The 22,049-nt window shown below is 56.2% G+C and carries 24 protein-coding genes; 6 read left to right on the top strand and 18 right to left on the bottom strand.

What is annotated here, in order from left to right; translation table 11 throughout:
- Window positions 1–5 precede the first annotated feature (5 nt).
- Window positions 6–2,018: a tRNA(Met) cytidine acetyltransferase TmcA gene (locus RZ35_RS07760; RefSeq protein WP_051625509.1), complete on the top strand. Its 2,013-nt coding sequence runs from the start codon at window positions 6–8 to the stop codon at window positions 2,016–2,018.
- A gap of 138 nt (window positions 2,019–2,156) precedes the next feature.
- Window positions 2,157–2,309: a hypothetical protein gene (locus tag RZ35_RS17940; protein ID WP_157755372.1), complete on the top strand. Its 153-nt coding sequence runs from the start codon at window positions 2,157–2,159 to the stop codon at window positions 2,307–2,309.
- A gap of 148 nt (window positions 2,310–2,457) precedes the next feature.
- Here the strand turns inward: RZ35_RS17940 and RZ35_RS07755 are convergent, their stop codons facing one another.
- The 4 genes from RZ35_RS07755 to RZ35_RS07740 are packed head-to-tail and all read right to left on the bottom strand — an operon-like array spanning window position 2,458 to window position 4,831.
- Window positions 2,458–2,670, bottom strand: a complete 213-nt coding sequence (locus RZ35_RS07755; protein ID WP_026738915.1) for a YpfN family protein — start codon at window positions 2,668–2,670, stop codon at window positions 2,458–2,460.
- A gap of 1 nt (window position 2,671) precedes the next feature.
- Entirely contained in the window at window positions 2,672–3,346 is a 675-nt protein-coding gene (locus tag RZ35_RS07750; protein ID WP_026742786.1) for a M15 family metallopeptidase, read from the bottom strand.
- Window positions 3,343–4,470 (bottom strand): succinyl-diaminopimelate desuccinylase, encoded by a 1,128-nt coding sequence (gene dapE / locus RZ35_RS07745; RefSeq protein WP_026742785.1) that lies wholly within the window; start codon window positions 4,468–4,470, stop codon window positions 3,343–3,345. The genes RZ35_RS07750 and dapE overlap by 4 nt, the downstream gene beginning before the upstream one ends.
- Before the next feature lies 1 nt (window position 4,471).
- Window positions 4,472–4,831 (bottom strand): ArsC family reductase, encoded by a 360-nt coding sequence (locus RZ35_RS07740; protein WP_026742784.1) that lies wholly within the window; start codon window positions 4,829–4,831, stop codon window positions 4,472–4,474.
- A 550-nt stretch (window positions 4,832–5,381) separates the two neighbouring features.
- Between RZ35_RS07740 and cspE the strand changes: the two genes are divergently transcribed.
- Window positions 5,382–5,591, top strand: coding sequence for a transcription antiterminator/RNA stability regulator CspE (cspE, locus tag RZ35_RS07735; RefSeq protein ID WP_026738919.1), 210 nt, complete (start codon window positions 5,382–5,384; stop codon window positions 5,589–5,591).
- Window positions 5,592–5,637: 46 nt separating this feature from the next.
- On the opposite strand, the gene crcB is transcribed toward cspE, so the two are convergent.
- Window positions 5,638–6,021: a fluoride efflux transporter CrcB gene (gene crcB / locus RZ35_RS07730; RefSeq protein WP_026742783.1), complete on the bottom strand. Its 384-nt coding sequence runs from the start codon at window positions 6,019–6,021 to the stop codon at window positions 5,638–5,640.
- 227 nt (window positions 6,022–6,248) lie between these two features.
- Between crcB and RZ35_RS07725 the strand changes: the two genes are divergently transcribed.
- A complete protein-coding gene (locus tag RZ35_RS07725) occupies window positions 6,249–7,055 on the top strand; it encodes a deaminated glutathione amidase (protein ID WP_026742782.1) in 807 nt (268 codons plus the stop codon).
- Window positions 7,056–7,189: 134 nt separating this feature from the next.
- Entirely contained in the window at window positions 7,190–7,396 is a 207-nt protein-coding gene (gene tatE / locus RZ35_RS07720; RefSeq protein ID WP_026742781.1) for a twin-arginine translocase subunit TatE, read from the top strand.
- 100 nt (window positions 7,397–7,496) lie between these two features.
- Here the strand turns inward: tatE and lipA are convergent, their stop codons facing one another.
- The 13 genes from lipA to leuS form a co-directional block, all read right to left on the bottom strand.
- On the bottom strand, window positions 7,497–8,462 hold the full coding sequence (gene lipA / locus RZ35_RS07715) for a lipoyl synthase (RefSeq protein WP_026742780.1): 966 nt from the start codon (window positions 8,460–8,462) through the stop codon (window positions 7,497–7,499).
- Window positions 8,463–8,635: 173 nt separating this feature from the next.
- Window positions 8,636–9,346 carry a lipoyl(octanoyl) transferase LipB gene (lipB, locus tag RZ35_RS07710; protein WP_026742779.1) on the bottom strand — a complete coding sequence of 237 codons (711 nt, stop codon included), beginning with the start codon at window positions 9,344–9,346 and terminating at the stop codon, window positions 8,636–8,638.
- A 104-nt stretch (window positions 9,347–9,450) separates the two neighbouring features.
- Window positions 9,451–9,714, bottom strand: coding sequence for a DUF493 family protein YbeD (gene ybeD, locus RZ35_RS07705; protein WP_026742778.1), 264 nt, complete (start codon window positions 9,712–9,714; stop codon window positions 9,451–9,453).
- Window positions 9,715–9,831: 117 nt separating this feature from the next.
- Window positions 9,832–11,043 (bottom strand): D-alanyl-D-alanine carboxypeptidase DacA, encoded by a 1,212-nt coding sequence (gene dacA / locus RZ35_RS07700; RefSeq protein ID WP_026742777.1) that lies wholly within the window; start codon window positions 11,041–11,043, stop codon window positions 9,832–9,834.
- A gap of 171 nt (window positions 11,044–11,214) precedes the next feature.
- Window positions 11,215–12,273 carry an endolytic peptidoglycan transglycosylase RlpA gene (gene rlpA / locus RZ35_RS07695; protein WP_026742776.1) on the bottom strand — a complete coding sequence of 353 codons (1,059 nt, stop codon included), beginning with the start codon at window positions 12,271–12,273 and terminating at the stop codon, window positions 11,215–11,217.
- Between the two features lie 9 nt (window positions 12,274–12,282).
- On the bottom strand, window positions 12,283–13,395 hold the full coding sequence (gene mrdB, locus RZ35_RS07690; protein ID WP_026742775.1) for a peptidoglycan glycosyltransferase MrdB: 1,113 nt from the start codon (window positions 13,393–13,395) through the stop codon (window positions 12,283–12,285).
- A gap of 8 nt (window positions 13,396–13,403) precedes the next feature.
- Entirely contained in the window at window positions 13,404–15,308 is a 1,905-nt protein-coding gene (gene mrdA / locus RZ35_RS07685; RefSeq protein ID WP_026742774.1) for a peptidoglycan DD-transpeptidase MrdA, read from the bottom strand.
- Between the two features lie 36 nt (window positions 15,309–15,344).
- Window positions 15,345–15,815 (bottom strand): 23S rRNA (pseudouridine(1915)-N(3))-methyltransferase RlmH, encoded by a 471-nt coding sequence (gene rlmH, locus RZ35_RS07680; RefSeq protein WP_026742773.1) that lies wholly within the window; start codon window positions 15,813–15,815, stop codon window positions 15,345–15,347.
- 1 nt (window position 15,816) lies between these two features.
- The gene (gene rsfS, locus RZ35_RS07675) at window positions 15,817–16,134 is read right to left on the bottom strand and encodes a ribosome silencing factor (protein WP_026738931.1); all 318 of its coding nucleotides are present in this window, start codon (window positions 16,132–16,134) and stop codon (window positions 15,817–15,819) included.
- A gap of 170 nt (window positions 16,135–16,304) precedes the next feature.
- On the bottom strand, window positions 16,305–16,964 hold the full coding sequence (nadD, locus tag RZ35_RS07670) for a nicotinate-nucleotide adenylyltransferase (protein ID WP_026742772.1): 660 nt from the start codon (window positions 16,962–16,964) through the stop codon (window positions 16,305–16,307).
- A 1-nt stretch (window position 16,965) separates the two neighbouring features.
- Complete coding sequence (holA, locus tag RZ35_RS07665; RefSeq protein ID WP_026742771.1) at window positions 16,966–18,000, bottom strand: DNA polymerase III subunit delta; 1,035 nt, start codon at window positions 17,998–18,000, stop codon at window positions 16,966–16,968.
- Complete coding sequence (gene lptE / locus RZ35_RS07660) at window positions 17,997–18,554, bottom strand: LPS assembly lipoprotein LptE (protein WP_026742770.1); 558 nt, start codon at window positions 18,552–18,554, stop codon at window positions 17,997–17,999. Before lptE ends, holA begins: the two co-directional genes overlap by 4 nt.
- 15 nt (window positions 18,555–18,569) lie before the next feature.
- On the bottom strand, window positions 18,570–21,152 hold the full coding sequence (gene leuS, locus RZ35_RS07655) for a leucine--tRNA ligase (RefSeq protein WP_026742769.1): 2,583 nt from the start codon (window positions 21,150–21,152) through the stop codon (window positions 18,570–18,572).
- A 338-nt stretch (window positions 21,153–21,490) separates the two neighbouring features.
- On the opposite strand from leuS, the gene RZ35_RS07650 reads away from it, so the two are divergent.
- The gene (locus tag RZ35_RS07650) at window positions 21,491–21,973 is read left to right on the top strand and encodes a zinc ribbon-containing protein (RefSeq protein WP_026742768.1); all 483 of its coding nucleotides are present in this window, start codon (window positions 21,491–21,493) and stop codon (window positions 21,971–21,973) included.
- Window positions 21,974–22,049 lie beyond the last annotated feature (76 nt).

The following is a 22,049-nucleotide window of genomic DNA, read 5'->3' as shown; positions in this document are numbered from 1 at the left end:
CGGAGATGTCGCGCTCTGCTCTTGACGCGCTTGTCGCCGCGCAATCGGCGATGTCGCTGGCGGGCATTCGCCGTGTGCTCACGATTAGCGGCGATCGCGAGTGGTGCATAACGCAGGCCCAGACCGTGCGTCAGGCGCTGCCCGGCGACTGGCCGTGGGTCGGCAAAACGGCGCTGGCGCCGTCTCAACTGAAAGGGAAGCTGGGGCAGGAGTTCCTGCACGGCGTATTTGACGCCCACGATGGAGTGGACGCAGAGGCGTTGGCGATCCTGGCGGGCACCCTCAAGGCCGGAAGCTGGCTGCTGCTATTGGTCCCTGAATGGGAGGCCTGGCCAAACTGCCCGGATGCGGACAGCTTGCGCTGGAGCGAAAGTACGGAAGCGATCGCGACGCCCGCGTTCATCCGCCGTTTGCGTGCGGCGCTGGTGTCTGACGGCGAAGCCGCGCTTTGGCGGCAGTCGATGCCATTTAACCTGACGCCGACTCGCATCCGGCCTGCGTGGCATGCGCCGGACGGCAGACCCACGCAAGGTCAGCAGGATATTCTGCGACAGCTACAGGCCGCTCGACATGCGGCTTATGTCATTACCGCTCCAAGAGGACGCGGAAAATCCACGGTGGCAGGGCTGTTCGCGCAACAATGTCGCGAACGCTGTTGGGTGGTTGCGCCTTCCCGTGCGGCCAGCGATGTCTTGCTGCGCCAGTCTGGCGATGCGCCCTCCTTCTGGTCCCCAGATAGCCTGTTGGCGCACTGTCGCCAGCACGGCGGTGGTGCTGAGTGGCTGTTGATTGACGAAGCGGCGGCGCTCCCGTTTTCAGTCCTCAATGAATTAGTGTCCTTTTTTCCGCATGTGCTGATGACGACCACCGTGCTGGGCTACGAAGGCACCGGACGCGGTTTCTGGATTAAATTTTGTGCCGGATTGCCTGATTGTCGAATGTTGGAACTGAGTGAACCGCTGCGCTGGTCCACCGACGATCCGCTGGAGCGTTTGCTGGACCACGTCATGCTGTTTCAGGCTGAGAACCGTCTGGAGGGGCAGCGTTTAACATCGCCTGTCACGCTGGTCCGCGACGAACCCGCCGATTGGACACGCTTTCCGGCCCGTCTGGAACAGTGCTACGGCCTGCTGTGCAGCGCGCACTACCGAACTTCGCCGTTAGACTTGCGTCGTCTGCTGGATGCCCCCGGTATGCACCTTACCGCAGCTCGTAGCGGCGAAAACCTGTGCGGCGTCATCTGGTCGGTGGATGAGGGCGGGCTGGACGCCGAGCTGGCCCGCGACGTATGGGCCGGACGTCGACGGCCGCGCGGCAATCTGGTCGCGCAGTCGCTGGCGGCCCACGGCAATTTGTGGACAGCGCCGCAACTACGCTCCCGGCGTATTAGCCGTATTGCCGTCCTGCCTTCTGCGAGACGAGAAGGCATCGGACTGGCATTGGTGCGGGAACAGCAGCGGCAAGGCGAGCAAGCGGGCCTGGACTTTCTGTCGGTCAGCTTCGGCTATGATCCGGCGCTGTGGCAATTCTGGCAGCGCTGCAGTTTTTGTCTGGCGCGGATAGGCAGTCATATTGAAGCCAGCAGCGGCTGCTATAGCGCGATGGCGTTATTACCGCTGAGCGATGCTGGTATGGCGCTGGCACACGAGGCCACGCGACAGTTGGCTCGCGATTGGCGCTGGCTGCGACGGAACATTGGGCTGACGCTGCCTATCGATCTGGACGACGAGAATACGCTGGATGAGGCCGACTGGCTTAATCTGTACGGATTCGCTTTTGCACATCGTCCTCCTCAGTCAAGCCTGGCCTCACTGGGCCGACTGCTGACCCATACTTCGCTGACGCTGCCTGCGCTAAGGCTTTGGCTGGATGACGGCGTGCCGGAAAGCGTATGTGTTGAGCGGTTGGGGCTGAGCGGCAAAAAAGCCTTGCTGCGCCGCTGGCGGGAAGAGACGGCGCAGGCCCTGTCACATTGCGATAACGACGCTCTCCAACACGCTCGGCAATGGCTGACGTAGTTTCTCTCTGCTGTTGACGTCTCTGCGCGCCATCATGGCGCCGTGCAGGATGATGCCAACAAGTCGTTCAGTAAACCTCAATATCGAGCGATTGGCGTCGGGCATACAGTGATGCTAATAACGGCCCGGAGAGAACTTATGAAACGTGAATACGTTGTGGGTACAACAGCCTTCCGCTCCCCGCCGTTATTCCTCATTTTTCATGGCGTAGGGGATAACCCGGCGTCGATGGCCGAAATCGGCCGCTATTTCGCCAACGCATTCAGCGCGTCCTGCCTCGCTTTATTGTGACCATTCGCTATTCGGCAAATGCAGAGCGGCATCAACGCGAGTCATACCGCGTTGGCGGGGCTTGGCAAGGGGACAAGGCGCATTGCGGCGGGCTCCGCGCCTGCGTTTTCACGGTTGACGCGGAAGAGGGGCAAACAGGACGGGCAGACTATTTTTCGTCTTGTTTTTTATCTTGTTTCTTATCTTTCGGCCAATCATCCTCTTCATCCCACTGCGCATTATTGTCGCGGTGAGGCGGTAGTTCGGGCTTGTCTTTCAGGAACCGTTTGTAATCTACTCGACGTAAATCTTTGATCCCGTTGATTAACATTCCCACCAGTATCAGCAGAATGATCCACCAGTAATCAGCCAGCCATGCCATATTATGCCTCATCGACAGCGTGTATAAATCGGGTAAACAGCGTGGGAAGGTGGGGTTTCAGCCAGTCATAACCGGCGACGTCTTCACCTACCCAGGCCTCAAGAATGATGTCCGGCGACAGCAACGCCATAGCCTCTCGGGCCAGCGGCAGATAGCTAATGTGCCAGGGTTCAATGGCGACGCCACCTTTGTCATGGACATAGGGGCGATAAAAATCGTACGCCCCCATGTGCTCGGTCAGCCAGTGGTTCAGCTCGAAAAAGTAACCGCCGGATTCATATTCCCAGGGTTCGAGCTGCAAGGATTGTTCCGACGGCAGCCGATCGGGATCGTACACATCCAGATCGGTGCCCCAATGGTGTCGGCTTCCCCCGGGCAGAGCGGACCACCTTAAGATCGTCTCGCAGCGTTCCGGGACGTCCATCGACAGGGCGTCCACCGGTTGGCTGTCGTGCGATAACAGCGGCCGCTGTCCGGTAAATTTGCCGTTCCATATCAGCCGTTGACGTTCAAAGTCGCGAAAGGTGCTGGCGGGCTGGAGATTAAATCCCGCCTGTCGCGCTTCCCGCTGTAGCGCCTGAAAGGCGTGTACCGCGCCGGGCTGCAGGCGATGCTGACCCGTCAGCGTCGTCAGATGCTGGTCACTCTTTCCGGTCAGCATGGCATGGGTGATCATGCGATCAATTGCTCCATAATCCGTTGATACATACGGCTCAGCAGCTGTAAATCGGCTGCGTTGACGCACTCGTCCACTTTATGAATGGTGGCGTTCACAGGTCCCAACTCCACCACCTGCGCGCCCATTCGGGAGATAAAGCGGCCATCTGAGGTGCCGCCGGTGGTCAGCAACTGCGGGGTGATTTCGCTGTAGTGCTCGACCGCGTTGACGACGGCATCCACTAACGCGCCGCGTGCGGTCAGAAATGGCTGACCCGATAACCACCAGTCCAAAGTATAGTTCAGCTGATGTCGGTCCAGCAGCTCGGCGACGCGCTGTTTGATGGTTTCGTCCGTCAGCTCTGTACTAAAACGGAAATTGAACTGAACCTGCAGTTCGCCGGGGATCACGTTGTTGCTTCCCGTGCCGGCTTCGATATTGGCGATCTGCATACTCGTAGGCGGGAAGAACTCGTTGCCTTCATCCCATACGGTGGAGACCAGTTCGTTTAACGCCGGCAGCGCACGGTGGACCGGATTGTCGGCCAGGTGAGGATAGGCGACATGCCCCTGAATACCGTGGATACGCAGGTTGGCGGTAATCGAGCCGCGACGGCCATTCTTGACGACATCGCCCGCCCGGCTGGTGCTGGAGGGTTCGCCGACCAGACAGTAGTCCAGACGCTCCTGACGCGCCATCAGCGCTTCCACCACCTTGACGGTGCCGTGCGTCGCGTCGGCCTCTTCGTCTGAGGTGATTAAAAAGGCAAGCCGGCCTTGATGCTGAGGGTTCGCGGCGACGAAGCGTTCAGCGGCGACGACCATCGCCGCCAGCGATCCTTTCATATCCGCCGCGCCACGGCCATACAGCATACCGTCGCTAATCGTGGGTTCGAAGGGAGGATGTTGCCATTGGCTGGCGTCTCCGCTCGGAACCACGTCGGTGTGTCCGGCAAAGGCCAGCGTTTCGCCAGTCCCGCGCCAGGCCCAGAAGTTCTGTGTTTCACCGAAATTCATCTTTTCGACGGTAAAGCCGATGGCTTCAAGGCGTTCAATCATGAGCGTTTGGCAGCCGGCGTCGTCCGGGCTGAGGGAAGGGCGCTTAATTAACTGCTGAGCGAGTTCGATGACGGGGCAGGACACGTTATTTCTCCTCCGCAAAAAATTGCTGGTAGCTGTCGTCGCTGAAGCCGAGCAGCGTTTTCCCATCCTCGTTAACCAGTAAAGGACGTTTGATGAGTGCTGGCTGCTCCAGCATAACAGCTTTTGCCGCAGCGGAATTATCGATCGCCTCTCGTCGGGTTTCGTCCAGTTTGCGCCAGGTGGTACCGCGCTTGTTCAGCAGCGGTTCCCAGCCCAGGCTATCGATAAACGATTGCAGCAGAGTATCGTCCAGTCCATCCGCCCGGTAGTCATGAAAACGATAGTCGATCTGGTGGGCCTCCAGCCAACGGCGGGCCTTTTTGATGGTGTCACAGTTCTTGATACCGTACATGGTCGTCATGGCTAATAAACCCTTTGTTTTTTATTAGGAATTAGTATGCAGATCATACCGTTTAATTCAGGTCCGATACCATACCAATCTATGGGCGTTTTTTCATGTCAACCTGGGGGCGGCTCAGGAACCGGGCGGTCGTTCGCCACGTTAAAACCGGTGTGGATTGAGCGGTTGCTGAAGAAATGAGGAAACCTGAGTAAATAAAAGAGGCTATTATTTGAGGCCCGTTTATTTNGCCTGCCATTTCGGACGTCGTGGTTTTGTCAGGGAAGCGTTGTATGAATTTTGCGCTTCACCTTTAGCTAAAAATGCGTTATCGCCGCGGACGGTCCTTTCCAACCTGTTTTTTCTTATCCCAAAAATTGAATAAAAAATGGCGTTAGTTAGTTGTAAAAAGCATATTGCGGGCGAATGCAGGTCATAAAAGGCGCTGGTCGAATTTTTTAACGCTTTTTATTGCATTTCGTCGATGTTCAGCTGGACAAATGCTTCATCTATTGCTGTACTGTGCATGACACAGAGTTTGTGTCTTTCATTCATGTTAAAGGTAAGTTTGATGTCTAAGATTACAGGTAGCGTTAAGTGGTTTAATGAGTCCAAAGGATTCGGTTTCATTACTCCTGAAGATGGTAGCAAAGACGTGTTCGTACACTTCTCTGCCATCCAGAGCAATGGCTTCAAAACTCTGGCTGAAGGTCAGCGTGTAGAGTTTGAAATCACTAGCGGTGCAAAAGGTCCTTCTGCTGCTAACGTTATCGCTATTTAATTATACCGATTTCTAAAAAACCCGCCTATTGGCGGGTTTTTATTTTTCAGTGAGTCGCGAGCCAGCTAACGAGAGAAAAAGCGAGCGCGGCCAGCGCCAGCGAACCAACAAAACTCAACACCATATAAAATCCCGCCGTTAACCACTGACCTTCTTGAATCATTCCAAGCATTTCCACTGAGAACGTTGAGAACGTCGTNAAGCCGCCACAAAAACCGGTCGTCACCACCAGTTTCCAATGCGAAGGCAAATCCGGCAAACGAATGAAATAGCTTGCCGCAGCCCCAATGATGGCAGCGCCAATCAGGTTGGCCATCAGTGTTCCGGTAGGTATTCCCGACGCGCCGCTGTTAAAACGCAGGCTCAGCAGCCAGCGTGCGACGCAGCCAATGCCACCACCGAAAAAAACAGCAAATAAATTAGCGTACATGGACATCTTTTATTTCCAAAGCAAGTTGGGCTAATCTCGAAAGAATGGGCATTCGCTAGGCCCTGGGTTCGAGAAGGCGTAGACATCAATAGCCAAAAAGCGGTTATGAAGGAATGTCATCTCGATGGCAAACAGCCGAAGTTTACCCGTTAGCGCCGCGTTTTTGTAGGGAAGAGCATCGGGCGACGGTTTATCGCAGTTTGTGACTCACCAAGTGAGGGAATGCTATGAAAGTTGCGCTGGGCCAGTTTGCCGTACAGCGGCAGTGGCAGGATAACGCGAATACGTGCATCAGGCTGATAAATGAGGCAGCAGCGGCGGGAGCCAGCCTGCTGGTGCTGCCGGAGGCGGTGCTGGCGCGAGATGACGCCGATGCTGAGTGGGGAATCAATCACGCCCAGCCGATAAACGGGCCTTTTGTGAGCCAGCTCCTCTCGGCCAGCGAATCTTCACCTCTTACCGTTGTCTTCACCCTGCACACTCCAGCGGAAGAGGACCGAGTGTACAACACATTGCTGGTTCTGCGTCAGGGGGAAGTTTTGGCGCATTACCACAAGCTCCATCTCTACGATGCCTTCTCTTGGCAAGAGTCTAAACGTGTCACTCCGGGGGGGATACTTCCACCTGTGATCGACATTGACGGGGTGAAGGTTGGCATGATGGTCTGCTACGATCTGCGTTTTCCGGAGATGGCGCGAATGCTGGCGTATAAAGGTGCCGATGCACTGGTGCTTCCCGCCGCTTGGGTGAAAGGCGCGCATAAAGAGATGCATTGGGAGCTATTAAATAGAGCCCGTGCGCTGGAAAATACCTGTTACCTGATCGCCGTGGGCGAGTGCGGCGTCAAGAATATTGGCAATAGTATGGTGGTCGATCCTATGGGGATCGTTATTGCACAGGCAACGGAAGAACCCGCGCTGCTCTATGCCGATCTGAGTTTGGAGCGAATTCAACGTGCGCGCCGCCAATTACCTGTTCTGAATCATAGCCGCTTCGAATCACCTGTATTACGCTGTAAAGGTCACTTCGGCTAATGGATTGCGCCGAGGTACGGGAGTGCCGGTCTTATTTTGTTACAGATGACCGTTGTATTATGATGAAGGCCGTCTTAAAACGGGACAAGGCACAAGTGCTGGCTGTCCCAGCGTATAAAATCAGGTAGGTATTTATGGAAGGTATCAGCATTGCCAAACTGTTGGTGATTGGCGCATTGATCGTTCTGCTCTTCGGCACCAACAAACTGCGTAGCCTGGGCGGCGACCTGGGCGCGGCGATCAAGGGCTTCAAAAAAGCCATGAACGACGACCAGACTCCGGCTAAAACACCGACTCCGGAAGAACCTGCTGCGCTCAACGACGTGCGCAATAAGGAATAATCATTTTCGGATGATGCCGGGCGTGCAGCGGACGGGACCCGTCCGCTCAGTCCTGGTTCCTCGCCGGCAAACTGTAATGAGTTATTGCCGGATAGACCGATTATTTGACCTCTTCGCCTTTCGCCTGCAGGTCGGCGTGGTAGGACGAACGTACGAAAGGCCCGCAAGCGGCATGGGTGAACCCCATCGCCAGCGCTTCCTGTTTCATCTCATCAAACTCTTCCGGCGGCACATAGCGTTTCACTGCAAGATGGTGACGGCTGGGTTGCAGATATTGACCTAACGTGAGCATTGTCACGCCGTGACGACGCAGATCGCGCATCACTTCCACAATCTCTTCATTGGTTTCNCCCAGTCCTACCATCAGACCCGATTTCGTCGGGATGTCCGGATGCGCGGTCTTGAAGTTTTCCAGCAGTTTAAGCGACCACTCATAGTTGGCGCCGGGACGGACCTGACGATATAGACGTGGTACGTTTTCGAGGTTGTGGTTGAAGACGTCCGGCGGGCTGGCATTAAGAATCTCCAACGCGCGATCCATCCGGCCGCGGAAGTCCGGCACCAGCGTTTCAATCTTAATCTGCGGACTTTTACGACGGATAGCGCTAATGCAGTCGGCGAAGTGCTGAGCGCCGCCATCACGCAGATCATCACGGTCTACCGATGTGATAACGACATAACGCAGACCCATATCGTGGATCGTCTGCGCCAGCTTTTCCGGTTCATTGGCGTCGGGCGCTATCGGTCGGCCATGCGCAACATCGCAGAAAGGGCAGCGGCGGGTACAGATTGCGCCGAGGATCATGAAGGTGGCCGTACCGTGGTTAAAACATTCAGCCAGGTTAGGGCAGGAGGCTTCTTCACAAACCGAATGCAGTCCATTGCGGCGCATGGCATCTTTAATCCCCTTGATCCGGCTTGAGTCGGCAGGGAGTTTAATCTTCATCCATTCGGGTTTGCGCAGCATATCCTGGCGTTCAACGGCAACGGTCCGTACAGGAATCAAGGCCAGTTTATCGGCGTCGCGGTATTTTACGCCACGTTCGATCTGAATCGGTTTACTCATGTTTGCGTAAGTTCCAGTTCTGAATCGCTGTCATGAATTAACGACTAATTCATGAATCGCGTGAGTCGTTAAACTTTTTTTTAAAAAACTCACAAAATTATATCATCATTGCCCGGTGACAATCAGCCCTCGAACAGGCAAAAAGCATCATTAGTGTAAATGGAATGTAATGATTATGCCGGGCGGCCGGACGAAAAATACGCCGTCGGCTGCGGTTCTCCCTGCTGTTCCCACGCCCAGTCTATCCATTCGCTCTCTGTGTACCCGAGTAGCCGCATAAAGGCGGCGGTCAGGACGGGGGCCGTCTCCTCGATGGTCGCGCTGGGTATGAGATCGCGGATCTGCGTCATTTGCATACCCTCATAACCGCACGGATTGATGCGCTGGAAAGGCGACAAATCCATCGCAATATTAAGCGCCAGACCATGAAATGAGCAGCCATGCCGAATGCGCAAGCCAAGCGAGCAGATTTTTTTATCGCCGACATACACACCAGGGGCGTCCGGGCGAGCGTGCGCTTCGATCTCGAAATGCGCCAACGTATCGACGACAGTCTGTTCAATCGCGCTGACCAACTGACGGACACCGACTTTGCGGCGTTTAATGTCAATCATTGCATACATCACCTGCTGGCCCGGGCCATGATAGGTGACTTGTCCCCCGCGGTCGCTCTGGATGACCGGGATATCTCCCGGCGTCAGCACGTGTTCCGCCTTGCCCGCCTGTCCCTGCGTAAACACCGGGGAGTGCTGAACCAGCCATAGCTCGTCAGCGCTGTCGCCATCGCGTCGTTCGGTGAAGTGGTGCATCGCCAAGGATACTTGCTCGTAAGGGAGTAAGCCTAGCTGACGTATGATGATCTTGTTTTGTTCCACTGGCGTCATCTTCAGAGTCGGGAATGAATGGCGGTCAGTATACTGGATACCGCCGTGGGGGCGAATAGCGCTTGTTGTCTGCGCTGGTCTTCCGGTGGAAATCGTCGACGAAATTAAAGCACCATACGTACGATGTCGATTTTGCCCAGCTCTTCGTACAACGTCTCAACCTGCTCGACGTGCGTTGCGTTAATCGTGATGGAAACCGAATGGNAGTTGCCCTTCGCGCTGGGTTTGATTTGCGGCGTGTAGTCACCCGGCGCATGACGCTGTACGACTTCAACCACCTGATCGACGAGCTCCGGCTGCGCCAGACCCATCACCTTATAGGTAAAGGAGCAGGGGAATTCAAGCAGTTCGTTGAGTTTGGTTTTCATTAAGATACTCCAGAGTGGTTTTCTAACGGTAAGACGATAAAAAGTATAACTCCCGCCAAGGCGGGAGTGTGGTTATCCGTGTGATATGGGGGCTTTATGCCCGAAAACAAGAGGGGATCAGCTGAACCAGCGGTGGAACATGAGCTTCACATAGTCCATCAGTCGGCTGAAAATGCCGCCTTCTTTCACTTCGTTCATCACCACCAGCGGGCGCTGTTCAATGGTCTTGCCATCCAACTGGAAGTTGATGGTGCCGACGACCTGATTTTTGCTCAGCGGCGCGTGCAGCTCAGTGTTGTTCAACACATAGCTGGCTTTCAGATCTTTCATTCGACCGCGCGGGATGGTCATGTAAACATCTTTTTCTACGCTCAGCGCAACGCGATCGCTGTCGCCGAACCAGACCGGTTCTGACGCGAACTCTTTGCCGGATTTCAGCGGCGCCACGGTCTCGAAGAAACGGAAGCCCCAGGTCAGCAGTTTTTTACTTTCCGTTTCACGGCCTTTGAATGTCCGACCGCCAAGCACGGCGGAAATCAGGCGTGTCTGACCTTCGGTCGCTGAGGCGACGAGGTTGTAACCAGCGGAAGAGGTATGGCCGGTTTTGATTCCGTCTACAGTCAGGCTGGAATCCCACAGCAGTCCATTACGGTTGGTCTGACGAATGTTGTTGAAGGTGAACTCTTTTTCTTTATAGGTCGCGTACTCGTCCGGTACGTCGCGGATCAGCGCCTGCCCGATAAGCGCCATATCCCGAGCTGAACTGTACTGCCCTTCGGCATCCAGTCCGTGTACGGTTTTGAACTGGGTATTTTGCAGGCCCAGCGCGTTAACGTAGTTGTTCATCAGGTTGACGAACGAGTCCTGACTGCCGGCGACATAGTCCGCCATGGCGACGCAGGCGTCGTTGCCCGACTGCAGAATAATCCCTTTGTTAAGCAGAGAGACGCTGACGCGGTCTCCGGGCTTCAGAAACATCAGAGAAGATCCCTGAAACTCCGGGTTGCCGGTCGCCCAGGCATCTTTACCGATGGTCACAACATCGTTAGGGGTGATTTTCCCCGCCTTGATGGCTTGGCCGATGACATAACTGGTCATCATTTTAGTCAGACTGGCCGGATTACGACGGGTGTCGGCGTTCATTTCCGCCAGGACTTTACCCGAGTTGTAATCAATCAGAATATAAGCTTCGGCGTCGATCTGCGGCACGCCGGGGATCATGGTTTTAAGGTTGACGTCGTCGGCGTGGGCGAAGGTCGACGCACAGAGTGCCAGTAGTGAGCCCAGCACGATGCGTGGCATAAAACGAGTTGCGGTTTCTGTATTCATGATGGAACAACAACATCCATGGGTATGAGTTAAAAACGAGTCACACTATAGCAGATGAAGATCCTGGGCGGCATCAGATAATACGTTACGCAATTTTGCCGAAGGGTCCCGCCGGGCGACGTCTTGACGGGGAAAGACGATGTCACTTTCGCTTCCCCGGTGGGTATCGGCCTACAGCGTCGTGATAAAAGACTGCTGCTGCGCTTCGCTTGCCAGCCGCTGCTGTAGCTCTAGCGCCTGCTGTCGGCTGGTGAACGGACCTAACTGAACGCGATACAGCCCATTGTTCTGCGTGACATTACCTTGGACATTGAAGCGACTTTTCAGACTACTCAGCCAGGCATCGGCGCGTTGTGAGTCCTTGAGCGCACCGACCTGAACCACTACGTTGCCGCTAGCTGTAGGCGTCGTCACGACTGCGGGCGTGGCCGCCGTTGTCTCAGTCGATTGGGGCGTTTCCAGAACGCCGCTGCGCAGCGGCTGAGGCGCGCCAAGGAATCCGCCGCTTGGGGTCGAATTGGCGGTTGGNGATACGGCTGAGGCGGCGTTGTCTGTGGCCGTATCGGCGACGGGCGGTGTGGTGACGTTGCCGGTTGCCGGGGACATAACCGGCGCGCTCATTCCGCTGGCACTGAGGTTAGGGCGTTCGGGCAGGGCGAAGCTCTGCTTGGCCACGCGGGTGCCGACAGTGCCCGGTCCTGACAGCGTACCGTCGGGCGCCACGCTAATGAAGTCGACTTTGACGCGGGTATTGTTGGATATATTCAGTCGCTCACCCGCGGCGCGCGTCAAATCAATGATTCTACCCGGCGTGAACGGGCCGCGATCGTTGACGCGGACCACCAGTTTTCGCCCATTGCTGAGGTTGGTCACGCGCACATAGCTGGGAATGGGAAGAGTAGGATGCGCGGCGGCCAGCGCATTGGGATCGAACTCTTCGCCAATGGATGTGCGGTTACCCGAGAGTTCTTCACCGTACCAGGTCGCCAAACCGGTCTGGCTGAAGTTCTGCGGATTTTTGACGATTTTGTAGCTTCGGCCGTTAACGGTGTAATCCTGCATTGTGGAAGGATTAAATGGTTCATAGCGCGGCTCCGCNCCGCCGATTTCTTCGACAGGGCCGTTGTAAACCGCCGGCGCGGCGGGCGCGGACCTCGCCTGTTCCGTCTCGGCGCTACAGCCAGACAACAGCAGACCGAGCGCTAAAATTCCTAGCCAATTCTTACGCATTGCCCACCTCTATAAGCTTTTGGATAACATTTTGCGGTGAGTATGTATCGACATGACGATACCGAATCCCGCCATCAAGACCACCAGAGCCGATCCGCCATAGCTGACCAGTGGCAGCGGTACACCGACCACGGGCAGAATACCACTGACCATGCCGATGTTGACGAAAACGTAGACAAAGAAGATTAGCATCAAACCGCCGACCATGACGCGGCCAAAGGAGTTTTGCGCGTTGGCGGCGATCACCAGACCGCGCATAATCAGGAACAGATAAAGCGTCAGCAGGATCAGTACGCCGATCAGGCCAAGCTCTTCCGCCAAAACGGCGAAGATGAAGTCGGTATGGCGTTCCGGCAGGAACTCCAGCTGCGACTGCGTGCCCTGCAACCAGCCTTTGCCGGAAAGGCCGCCAGAACCGATGGCGATTTTGGACTGGATAATATGATAACCCGCCCCCAAAGGATCGCTTTCCGGGTCCAGCAGCATCATTACCCTATCTCGCTGATAGTCGTGCATCAGGAAGAACCAAAGAATGGGAATGAAGGCGGCCAGCAGCAGTGCGGCGAAGCCAATCAGTCGCCAGCTCATCCCCGCGAGAAAGAGAACGAACAGGCCTGACGCGCAGATCAGAATCGACGTTCCCAGATCAGGCTGCGCCGCCACCAGCAGCGTAGGCACGAAAATCAAGGCCAGCGCAATGGCGGTATTTTTCAGGGATGGAGGACACATATCGCGGTTGATATAGCGCGATACCATCAATGGAACCGCAATTTTGGCGATCTCGGACGGCTGGAACCGGACCACGCCCAGATCCAACCAGCGCTGCGCGCCTTTACTAATCTGGCCGAACACGTCCACTAATACCAGCAGGATCACGCACACGACATATAAGTAGGGCGCCCAGCCTTCGTACACACGGGGCGGGATCTGCGCCATGATGATCATCACAATCAGGCCGAGCACGCATTGAGCGACTTTGCGCTCCATCATATCAATGTTCTGCCCGCTGGCGCTCCACATGACAATCAGGCTGTAGGAGAGCAGTGCCAGTACGCAGAGTAGAAACGGGAGGTCAATATGGATCTTGGTCCAAAATGAGCCTTTTTGTTGGCTGTCGGTCATGAATTTGCCTACTCAGTTTCACTGCCGGGAGGCGCGGGGGGCGCGACCGGGAGATTGACGTTGTTGTCGCCCAAAATAATATGGTCGAGGATCTGACGCACGATAGTCCCGACTGCGGGTCCGGCGCCGCCGTTTTCCAAAATGATGGTCATGGCCACTTTAGGGTCATTGTACGGGGCGAAAGCTACCATGAGCTTGTGATCGCGCAGCCGTTCAGCAATTTTATGAGCGTTATAGGTCTCATTTTCCTTCAGGCCGAATACCTGCGCCGTACCGGACTTGGCCGCGATTTTGTACGGCGAGTCAGCAAAGCTTTTGTGCGCAGTGCCGTTGGCGCGGTTGGCTACGCCATACATGCCGTCTTTGACCAGTTCCCAATAGCCCGAGTGAATATCGCCAATCTGCGTATGCTCTCGCTGTGCGAAAGGCACTTTGACGCCATGCTCCTGCGTGCTGGCGAGCAGATGCGGCGTTTTAACCTGACCGTCATTGATCAGCGTCGTCAGCGCTTTCAGCATTTGGATGGGCGTTGCGGTCCAGTAGCCCTGACCGATACCGACTGGGATGGTATCGCCCTGATACCACGGTTTTTTATATCGCCGCATTTTCCAGTCGCGCGTCGGCATGATCCCGGCGCGCTCTTCAGACAAATCGATACCGGTATAGTCCCCGTAACCGAATTTCGTCATCCATTCAGACAGGCGATCGATGCCCATATCGTAGGCGACCTGGTAGAAATAGGTATCCGCCGACTCTTCCAGCGCTTTGGTCAGATTAAGCCGTCCGTGTCCCCATTTCTTCCAGTCGCGGAAGCGTTTTTCCGAACCCGGAAGCTGCCACCAACCCGGGTCGAACAGCGACGTATTGGGCGTAATGACGCCCGCCGTCAGCGCGGAAACTGCGATATAGGGTTTTACGGTAGAAGCCGGCGGATAGACGCCTTGCGTGGCACGGTTGATGAGCGGACGGTTGGGGTCGTTGAGCAGCGTGCGATAATCTTTGCCTGAAATGCCGTCGACAAACAGGTTTGGGTTGTAGCTGGGCGTAGAGACCATCGCCAAAAGACCGCCGTCGCGCGGATCGGTGACGATGACGGCGGCCCGGCTGCCTTCCAACAGTTTTTCGATGTAAATCTGTAGATTCAGATCCAGCGTCAGATAGATATCTTTGCCGGCCTGCGGCGGCTGCTCATGCAGCTGGCGAATGACGCGGCCGCGGTTATTGACTTCAACCTCTTCATAGCCCGGTTTGCCGTGCAGCAGGTCTTCGTAGTAGCGCTCAATGCCGAGTTTGCCGATATCGTGCGTTGCCGCGTAGTCCGCCAGCTTGTCCTCTTTCGCCAGCCGGTCGAGATCCCGGTCGTTGATTTTGGATACGTAGCCGATGACGTGGGTCAGCGCAGATCCGTAGGGATAGTAGCGGCGCTGGTAGCCTTTGACTTCAACGCCGGGGAAGCGATATTGGTTCACCGCAAAGCGCGCGACCTGCACATCGGACAGGCCGGTTTTCACCGCGATTGAGGTGAAACGGCGCGAACGCTTGCGCTCTTTGCGGAAAGCATCCAGGTCTTCGTCGGTAAGATCGGCGATGGGCTTCAGTGCGTCCAGCGTGGCTTCGAGATTATTGACCTTTTCGGGGATCAGCTCTAGCTGGTAAATGGTCCGGTTCAGGGCCAGCGGCGTGCCGTTGCGGTCATAGATAATGCCACGGCTGGGCGCGATAGGGACCAGCTTTATGCGGTTTTCGTTGGAACGGGTGCGGTAGTCGTCAAAGCGTGAAATCTGTAGATGGTACAGATTGACAACGAGGATGCCGATCAGCAGCAGAATGCCCAAAAACGCCACCAGCGCGCGGCGTACAAACAGGGCCGACTCAGCCGTATAATCACGAAAAGGTTTACGCTCTATGTTCATCCGGCAGGATCAGTTCTGATAGTTCATGGTATCGCCTTACTCCCGGTGGTAAGGATGGTTAGCCGTAATGCTCCAGGCACGGTATAGGCTCTCTGCCACCAGCACGCGCACCAGCGGGTGGGGCAGCGTCAATGGGGACAGTGACCAGCTCTGTTCGGCCGCCGCCTTGCACTGCGGCGACAGGCCTTCCGGCCCGCCAATCAGCAAACTCACGTTGCGTCCGTCCCGTTTCCAACGTTCCAGCTGTTGGGCCAACTGCGGGGTTTCCCACTGTGAGCCGGGAATATCCAGCGTCACAATCAGGTTGCCTTTTCCCACGGCGGCCAGCATTTGTTCGCCTTCTCGCTCAAGAATGCGGCGAATATCGGCGTTTTTGCCCCGTTTCCCGGCAGGGATCTCCNCCAGTTCCAGTGGCATATCCTTTGGGAAACGGTGCAAATAATCGCTAAATCCGGTCTGCACCCAGTCGGGCATTTTGGTGCCCACGGCGACCAGTTGCAGTTTCATATCAACTCCAGAGCTTTTCCAGTTCGTACAGTTGACGGCTGTCTTCCTGCATGACATGGACAATCACGTCGCCCAGGTCGACAACAACCCAGTCAGCCAGCGCTTCGCCTTCTACGCCCAGCGGGAGCAGACCGGCGGCGCGAGATTCCTGCACGACGTGGTCGGCGATGGACGCGACGTGGCGGCTGGAAGTTCCGGTACAGATGATCATGCAGTCTGTGATGCTGGACTTATTGGTGACGTCCAACGCCACGATATCCTGACCTTTTAGGTCGTCGATTTTATCAATAACGAAGTCTTGGAGTGCTTGGCCTTGCAAATGTTCCCCCTGGGGTAATGTTAATCAGCCTGAGCTTGATGGGCGGAGCGATGTCGCTTTCAGCATGCGCGCAAAAGCGTGGCGAGTCTGCCGCGGCAGGCCGGTTGCCTGCCGTTCGAACCAGCGGCGGAGTATACCATGCAGTCATGTTGAGTGGTATAAAGCCGTCGCTATCGGTACAGCCCGTGTGTGTCTATATAATTCAGCACGGGGGCGGGCAAAAGGTCGCTGCAGTCGCGCCCCTGTTGCCTGCGCTGACGGATTTCAGTCGCAGAAATGGGGAGCAGCGGAGTGTTCGCCAGATAGATTAACCCGTGCGGACGCTGATGCAACTGGCTAACCTCGGTAGTGTGACGGGACGTCAGCCATTGCTGCAATTCAGGGGTTTCCAGCGTGCGGCTATAGCCTGGGCGGGCGCATACCAGCAGGTGGCAATAGGACAGCATTTCCTGCCAGCGATGCCAGTGATGCAGCGTGAGCAGCGAATCCTGACCGATGATAAACGCCAAAGGTGCCGTCGGCCCGGCTTCCTGTCTTAACGCTTCCAATGTCTCAATCGTGTATGAAGGCGTTTCCCGCTGGAGTTCGCGGTCATCGATGCGGAAAAGCGGGTGATGCGCGATCGCCAGCGTGGCCATTTCTTTACGCTGGCGGGCGTTGGCTTCAGGTTGTTCGCGGTGAGGGGGAACATTATTGGGCAGCAGGACGACCTGCCGCAGTCCGACTTCGGCCGCCAGCGCGGCGACGGGGCGCAGGTGACCGAAGTGAATGGGGTCGAACGTACCGCCGAAGTAGGCGGTCAGTTCGCTAGTGGTATCCGGGATTGGCAAATCAGTAGACCTCAATCAGACTATTGGGCAGGGCTTTTCCACACAAGATCATCGCCAGCGTCTCCAGCTCTGCCCAAATAGGTTGGCCATAATTCTGTTTCAGGGTGATTTCCAGCCTGGCAAGCAGGGTGATGGCCTGTTGTAACTGTTCCAACGACAGGCGCTGCAACGCATGCGTCATCAGGGGGCGGCGGTTTTGCCAAATCTTATGTTGGTCAAACAAGGTGCGCAGCGGGGTGGCGACCATCTGCCGTTTCAGTTGCAGCAGCAGCAACAGTTCACGCTGCACGGTTCGCAGCAGAATGACGGGTTCGCACTCTTCCAGACGTAGCTGGTGCAGGATGTGCCAGGCGCGTTTGCTTTTTCCCGCCAGGAGCGCGTCCAGCCAATGAAACGGCGAAAAATGCGCGGCATCGCTGACGGCCTGTTCAACACGAGGCAGCGGAAGTTTGCCGTCGGGGTAGAGTAAAGATAGACGTTCCAGCGCCTGGGACAGCGCCAGCAGGTTGCCTTCATAGCAGTAGCAGAGGAGCTGGCAGGCTGGCTCATCCAGTTCCAGCTTCATACTCTTGGCGCGTTGCATGACCCAGCGCGGAAGCTGCTCTTGCTCGGGCGTCATGCAGGGCACGTAGATGCTTTTCTGCGACAAGGCTTTGAACCAGGCGCTGTTCTCCTGAGCGCGGGTGAGCTTGGCGCCGCGCAAAATCAGCAGAACGTCAGGATGGAGTAGCCCGGCGAGTTTCACCAGTTGTTCGCCTATCGGCGCGCCGGGACCGGAGTCTGGCAGTGTCAGCGACAATATCTGTCGTGATGAGAATAAGCTCAGCGCCTGACAGGCGCCGAAAATGGCGTCCCAGTCAGTCGTGTTATCCAGCGTAAACCGGAATTGTTCGTGAAAATCTTGCTGTTGAGCGGTATGGCAGATGTGATCCTGACTTTCCTGCAGCAGCAGTGGATCGTTGCCGAATAGCAGATAACAACCGCGCAGCCCCTCTCGGAGCTNCGCGGCGAGTTGCTCAGGATAAATCCGTGTCATGAACGTGCGGGAGCGGCTGGAGCAGAGGGCGGTGTTTCTTTGTTCTGCTCGATGTTTTTGCTTCCCTTCACGGTCAACAGGCTACGTACCAGCTGTTGTGCTGCCTGCTCGCGCATTTCCTGCATAATAATATCCTGCTCGGCATCTTTGGCGAGCGCCGTGAGCGGGTTATCGAAGAAGGTGCGGAAGACTTTGACGTTTATCGGGTAGATATCGTCTCCTGGCATCAGCACCTGCGCTTTCAGCTCCATGACAAACTGGTATTCGGCAGCCTTACCATCTTGGAAAACAGACGCAGTGCTGCGCGCCAGCGTCGTATTCAGCACGCGCAGGGACGGAATGTCCTGGCGTTTTGAATTCTCAACGATGTTCACATTGTTGAGACGAAGCTGTTCGCGCACCGCGCGCGTCATCGGCCCATACGGGTCTGAGCTATCCAGAATCAGGTTATGCAACTGATGCGGCACCTGAGTCGTGCCGCGCAGATGAAAACCGCAACCGGCGGTGATAAGTACCGCCAGTCCCAGCAACAACGTCAATAGTGGGTGTCGCACAAGTTCCTCCTCGTCTTAACCCACAACCAGGTTAAGCAGCTTTCCAGGGACGTAGATCACTTTCCGCACGGTAACGCCATTAAGGTACTTGGCCACCAGCGGTTCTTCTGCCGCGCGTTCACGAACTTGCTGTTCGTTGGCGTCGGCCGCAACGGTAATTTTGCTGCGGACTTTGCCGTTGACCTGAATTACGATCAGCTTCGAGTCTTCAACCATAGCCTGTTCATCCGCAACCGGCCACGGTGCGTTATCGATATCGCTTTCGCCGTGCAGCTCTTGCCACAGCGTGAAGCAAATATGCGGGGTGAACGGATACAGCATACGGACGACGGCCAGCAGCGTTTCCTGAGTCAGGGCGCGATCCTGCTCACTTTCCTGTGAAGCCTTCGCCAGCTTGTTCATCAGTTCCATGATAGCGGCAATGGCGGTATTGAACGTCTGGCGACGACCAATATCGTCGGTGACCTTGGCGATGGTTTTGTGCAGGTCGCGGCGCAGCGCTTTCTGATCGTCCGTCAATTTCGCGACGTCCAGCGGCTGTACGGCGCCTTTGGCGGTATGATCCAGCACCTGTTTCCACACGCGTTTCAGGAAGCGGTTGGCTCCTTCCACGCCGGATTCCTGCCACTCCAGCGTCATTTCCGCCGGGGAGGCGAACATCATAAACAAACGGACGGTATCCGCGCCGTATTTTTCCACCATGACCTGCGGGTCGATGCCGTTGTTTTTCGACTTCGACATTTTGCTCATGCCGGCATAGATCACCTCGCGGCCTTCGGCGTCGAACGCTTTCACGATACGGCCTTTCTCATCGCGCTCAACGGTCACGTCGGCAGGAGAGATCCACACGCGCTCGCCGTTTTGGCCGACATAGTAGAACGCGTCCGCCAGCACCATCCCCTGACACAGCAGGCGTTTCGCAGGTTCGTCGGAGTTGACCAGACCGGCGTCGCGCAGCAGTTTGTGGAAGAAGCGGAAGTACATCAGATGCATGATGGCGTGTTCGATGCCGCCGACATACTGATCGACCGGCAGCCAGTAGTTGGCCGCGGCGGGATCCAGCATGCCTTCGTCGAATTGCGGGCAGGTGTAGCGCGCATAGNACCAGGACGATTCCATGAAGGTATCGAAGGTATCGGTTTCACGCAGCGCAGGCTGGCCGTTGACCGTGGTTTTCGCCCATTCAGGATCGGCTTTGATCGGGCTGGTGATGCCGTCCATAACCACATCTTCGGGCAGTTTGACCGGCAGCTGATCTTCCGGCGTCGGTATGACTGTGCCGTCTTCCAGCGTGACCATTGGGATCGGCGCGCCCCAGTAACGCTGACGGGAAACGCCCCAGTCGCGCAGGCGGTAGTTGACCTTGCGCTGACCAACGCCTTTCTCAACCAGCGTGTCGGCGATGGCGTTGAAGGCTTCTTCGTAATCAAGACCGTCGAATTCGCCGGAGTTGAACAGGCGTCCTTTCTCCGTCAGCGCCTGAGCGGACAGGTCGACGTCTTGGCCTTCCGCGGCCTGAATAACCTGTTTGATCGGCAGCCCGTATTTGGTGGCGAACTCCCAGTCGCGTTGGTCGTGAGCCGGTACGGCCATGACCGCGCCGGTGCCGTATTCCATCAGCACAAAGTTTGCGATCCATACCGGTACTTTTTCGCCGTTCAGCGGGTGGATAGCGTACAGGCCGGTCGGCATGCCTTTTTTCTCCATCGTCGCCATGTCGGCTTCGGCCACTTTGGTATTGCGGCACTCTTCGATGAAGTCATTCAGCGCAGGATTTTTTTCTGCGGCCAGCAGAGACAGAGGATGCCCTGCAGCGACGGCGACATAGGTCACGCCCATGAAGGTATCGGGGCGCGTCGTGNAAACCGTCATCTGGCGATCGCTGTCCGCGATGTCGAAGGTGATTTCGACGCCTTCGGAGCGGCCGATCCAGTTGCGCTGCATGGTTTTGACCTGCTCGGGCCAGCTTTCCAGCGTATCCAGATCGTTCAGCAGTTGGTCCGCGTAGTCCGTGATTTTGATGAACCACTGCGGGATTTCTTTGCGTTCCACTTTGCTGTCACAACGCCAGCAGCAGCCGTCGATGACCTGTTCGTTGGCCAGTACGGTCTGGTCGTTCGGGCACCAGTTGACGGCGGAGGTTTTCTTGTAGACCAGGCCCTTTTCGTACAGCTTGGTGAAGAACCACTGTTCCCAGCGATAGTAGTCAGGTTTGCAGGTGGCGATCTCGCGATCCCAATCGTAGCCGAAGCCCAGCAGTTTCAGCTGGTTCTTCATGTATTCGATATTGTCGTAGGTCCAGGGGGCGGGAGCGGTTTTATTCTTGACCGCCGCGCCTTCCGCCGGCAGACCAAAGGCATCCCAGCCGATAGGCTGCAGCACGTTTTTACCGAGCATGCGCTGATAGCGCGAGATGACATCGCCGATGGTGTAGTTACGGACGTGTCCCATATGGAGTCGGCCAGAAGGGTAGGGCAGCATGGAAAGGCAATAGTATTTTTCCTTGCTGGCGTCTTCGGTCACTTTGAAGGTTTGTTTTTCTTGCCAGTGAAGCTGGACTTGCGCTTCTATTTCATCTGGGCGGTATTGCTCGTGCATGGCTGCCAGTGGTCCTTTGGGTAGTGATAATGGCTACGTTTGTAGCCCATTGTGCATACTAAAAGATCCGCATAGCATAGCTGATAAGCGTCTTGGGCAACAACACCTTGAGTCCGTCCGGGGAGGATTTCTGCCGAGGACGCTCGTCTGCTACGGCCCGTTCACACTTCTGGTTGCGGCAAATTGACAGGGGAGCGGGGAGCGCGACGCGGCCTGCGGTTTGAACACAAAATTCATCTACACTGAAATTATCCTGTGTGCTGATGTCAGCATGGTGCCGTCCGGCGACGAATATCGTGGCGCACGCATCATCCCACCCGGTTTGTTGAGGAGTCGCAATGAATAAAGTAGGCCGTTACTACCAGACGTTGATGTCGGATATCACCGCGCGCTTGCACGGGGGAGAACGTGATGTGGCGAAGCTTATCGATCATGCGCGCCGCCGTATCGCAGAGGATAACGCCTTGACGCAGCAGGAAGGCGAACAGATCCTTCAGGCCATCCGGCGCGATCTCGCTGAGTTCGCACGTAGCTATGAGGAGAGCCGGGACGAGATCAACGACAGCGTTTTTATGCGTGTTATCAAGGAAAGCCTGTGGCAGGAGCTGGCGGACATTACAGACAAGACGCAGTTGGAGTGGCGGGAGATGTTTCAGGACGTCAACCACCACGGCGTCTATCATAGCGGGGAGGTGGTGGGGCTGGGCAATCTGGTGTGCGAAAACTGCCACTACCATCTGACTTTTTATACCCCGGAGGTCTTGCCACGCTGCCCGAAATGTTCGCACGACCAATTTCATCGCCAGCCCTTCCAGCCCTAGCGAGAACGTCACGCCCACGAGGTTTCCGACGTTCATTCCCACGGTCGCCATAGATATGTAAAAAAATCCCGGCATC

Source organism: Lonsdalea quercina subsp. quercina, assembly GCF_000688655.1.
Classification (GTDB): domain Bacteria; phylum Pseudomonadota; class Gammaproteobacteria; order Enterobacterales; family Enterobacteriaceae; genus Lonsdalea; species Lonsdalea quercina.
This window is presented reverse-complemented; position numbering and strand designations above follow the sequence as displayed.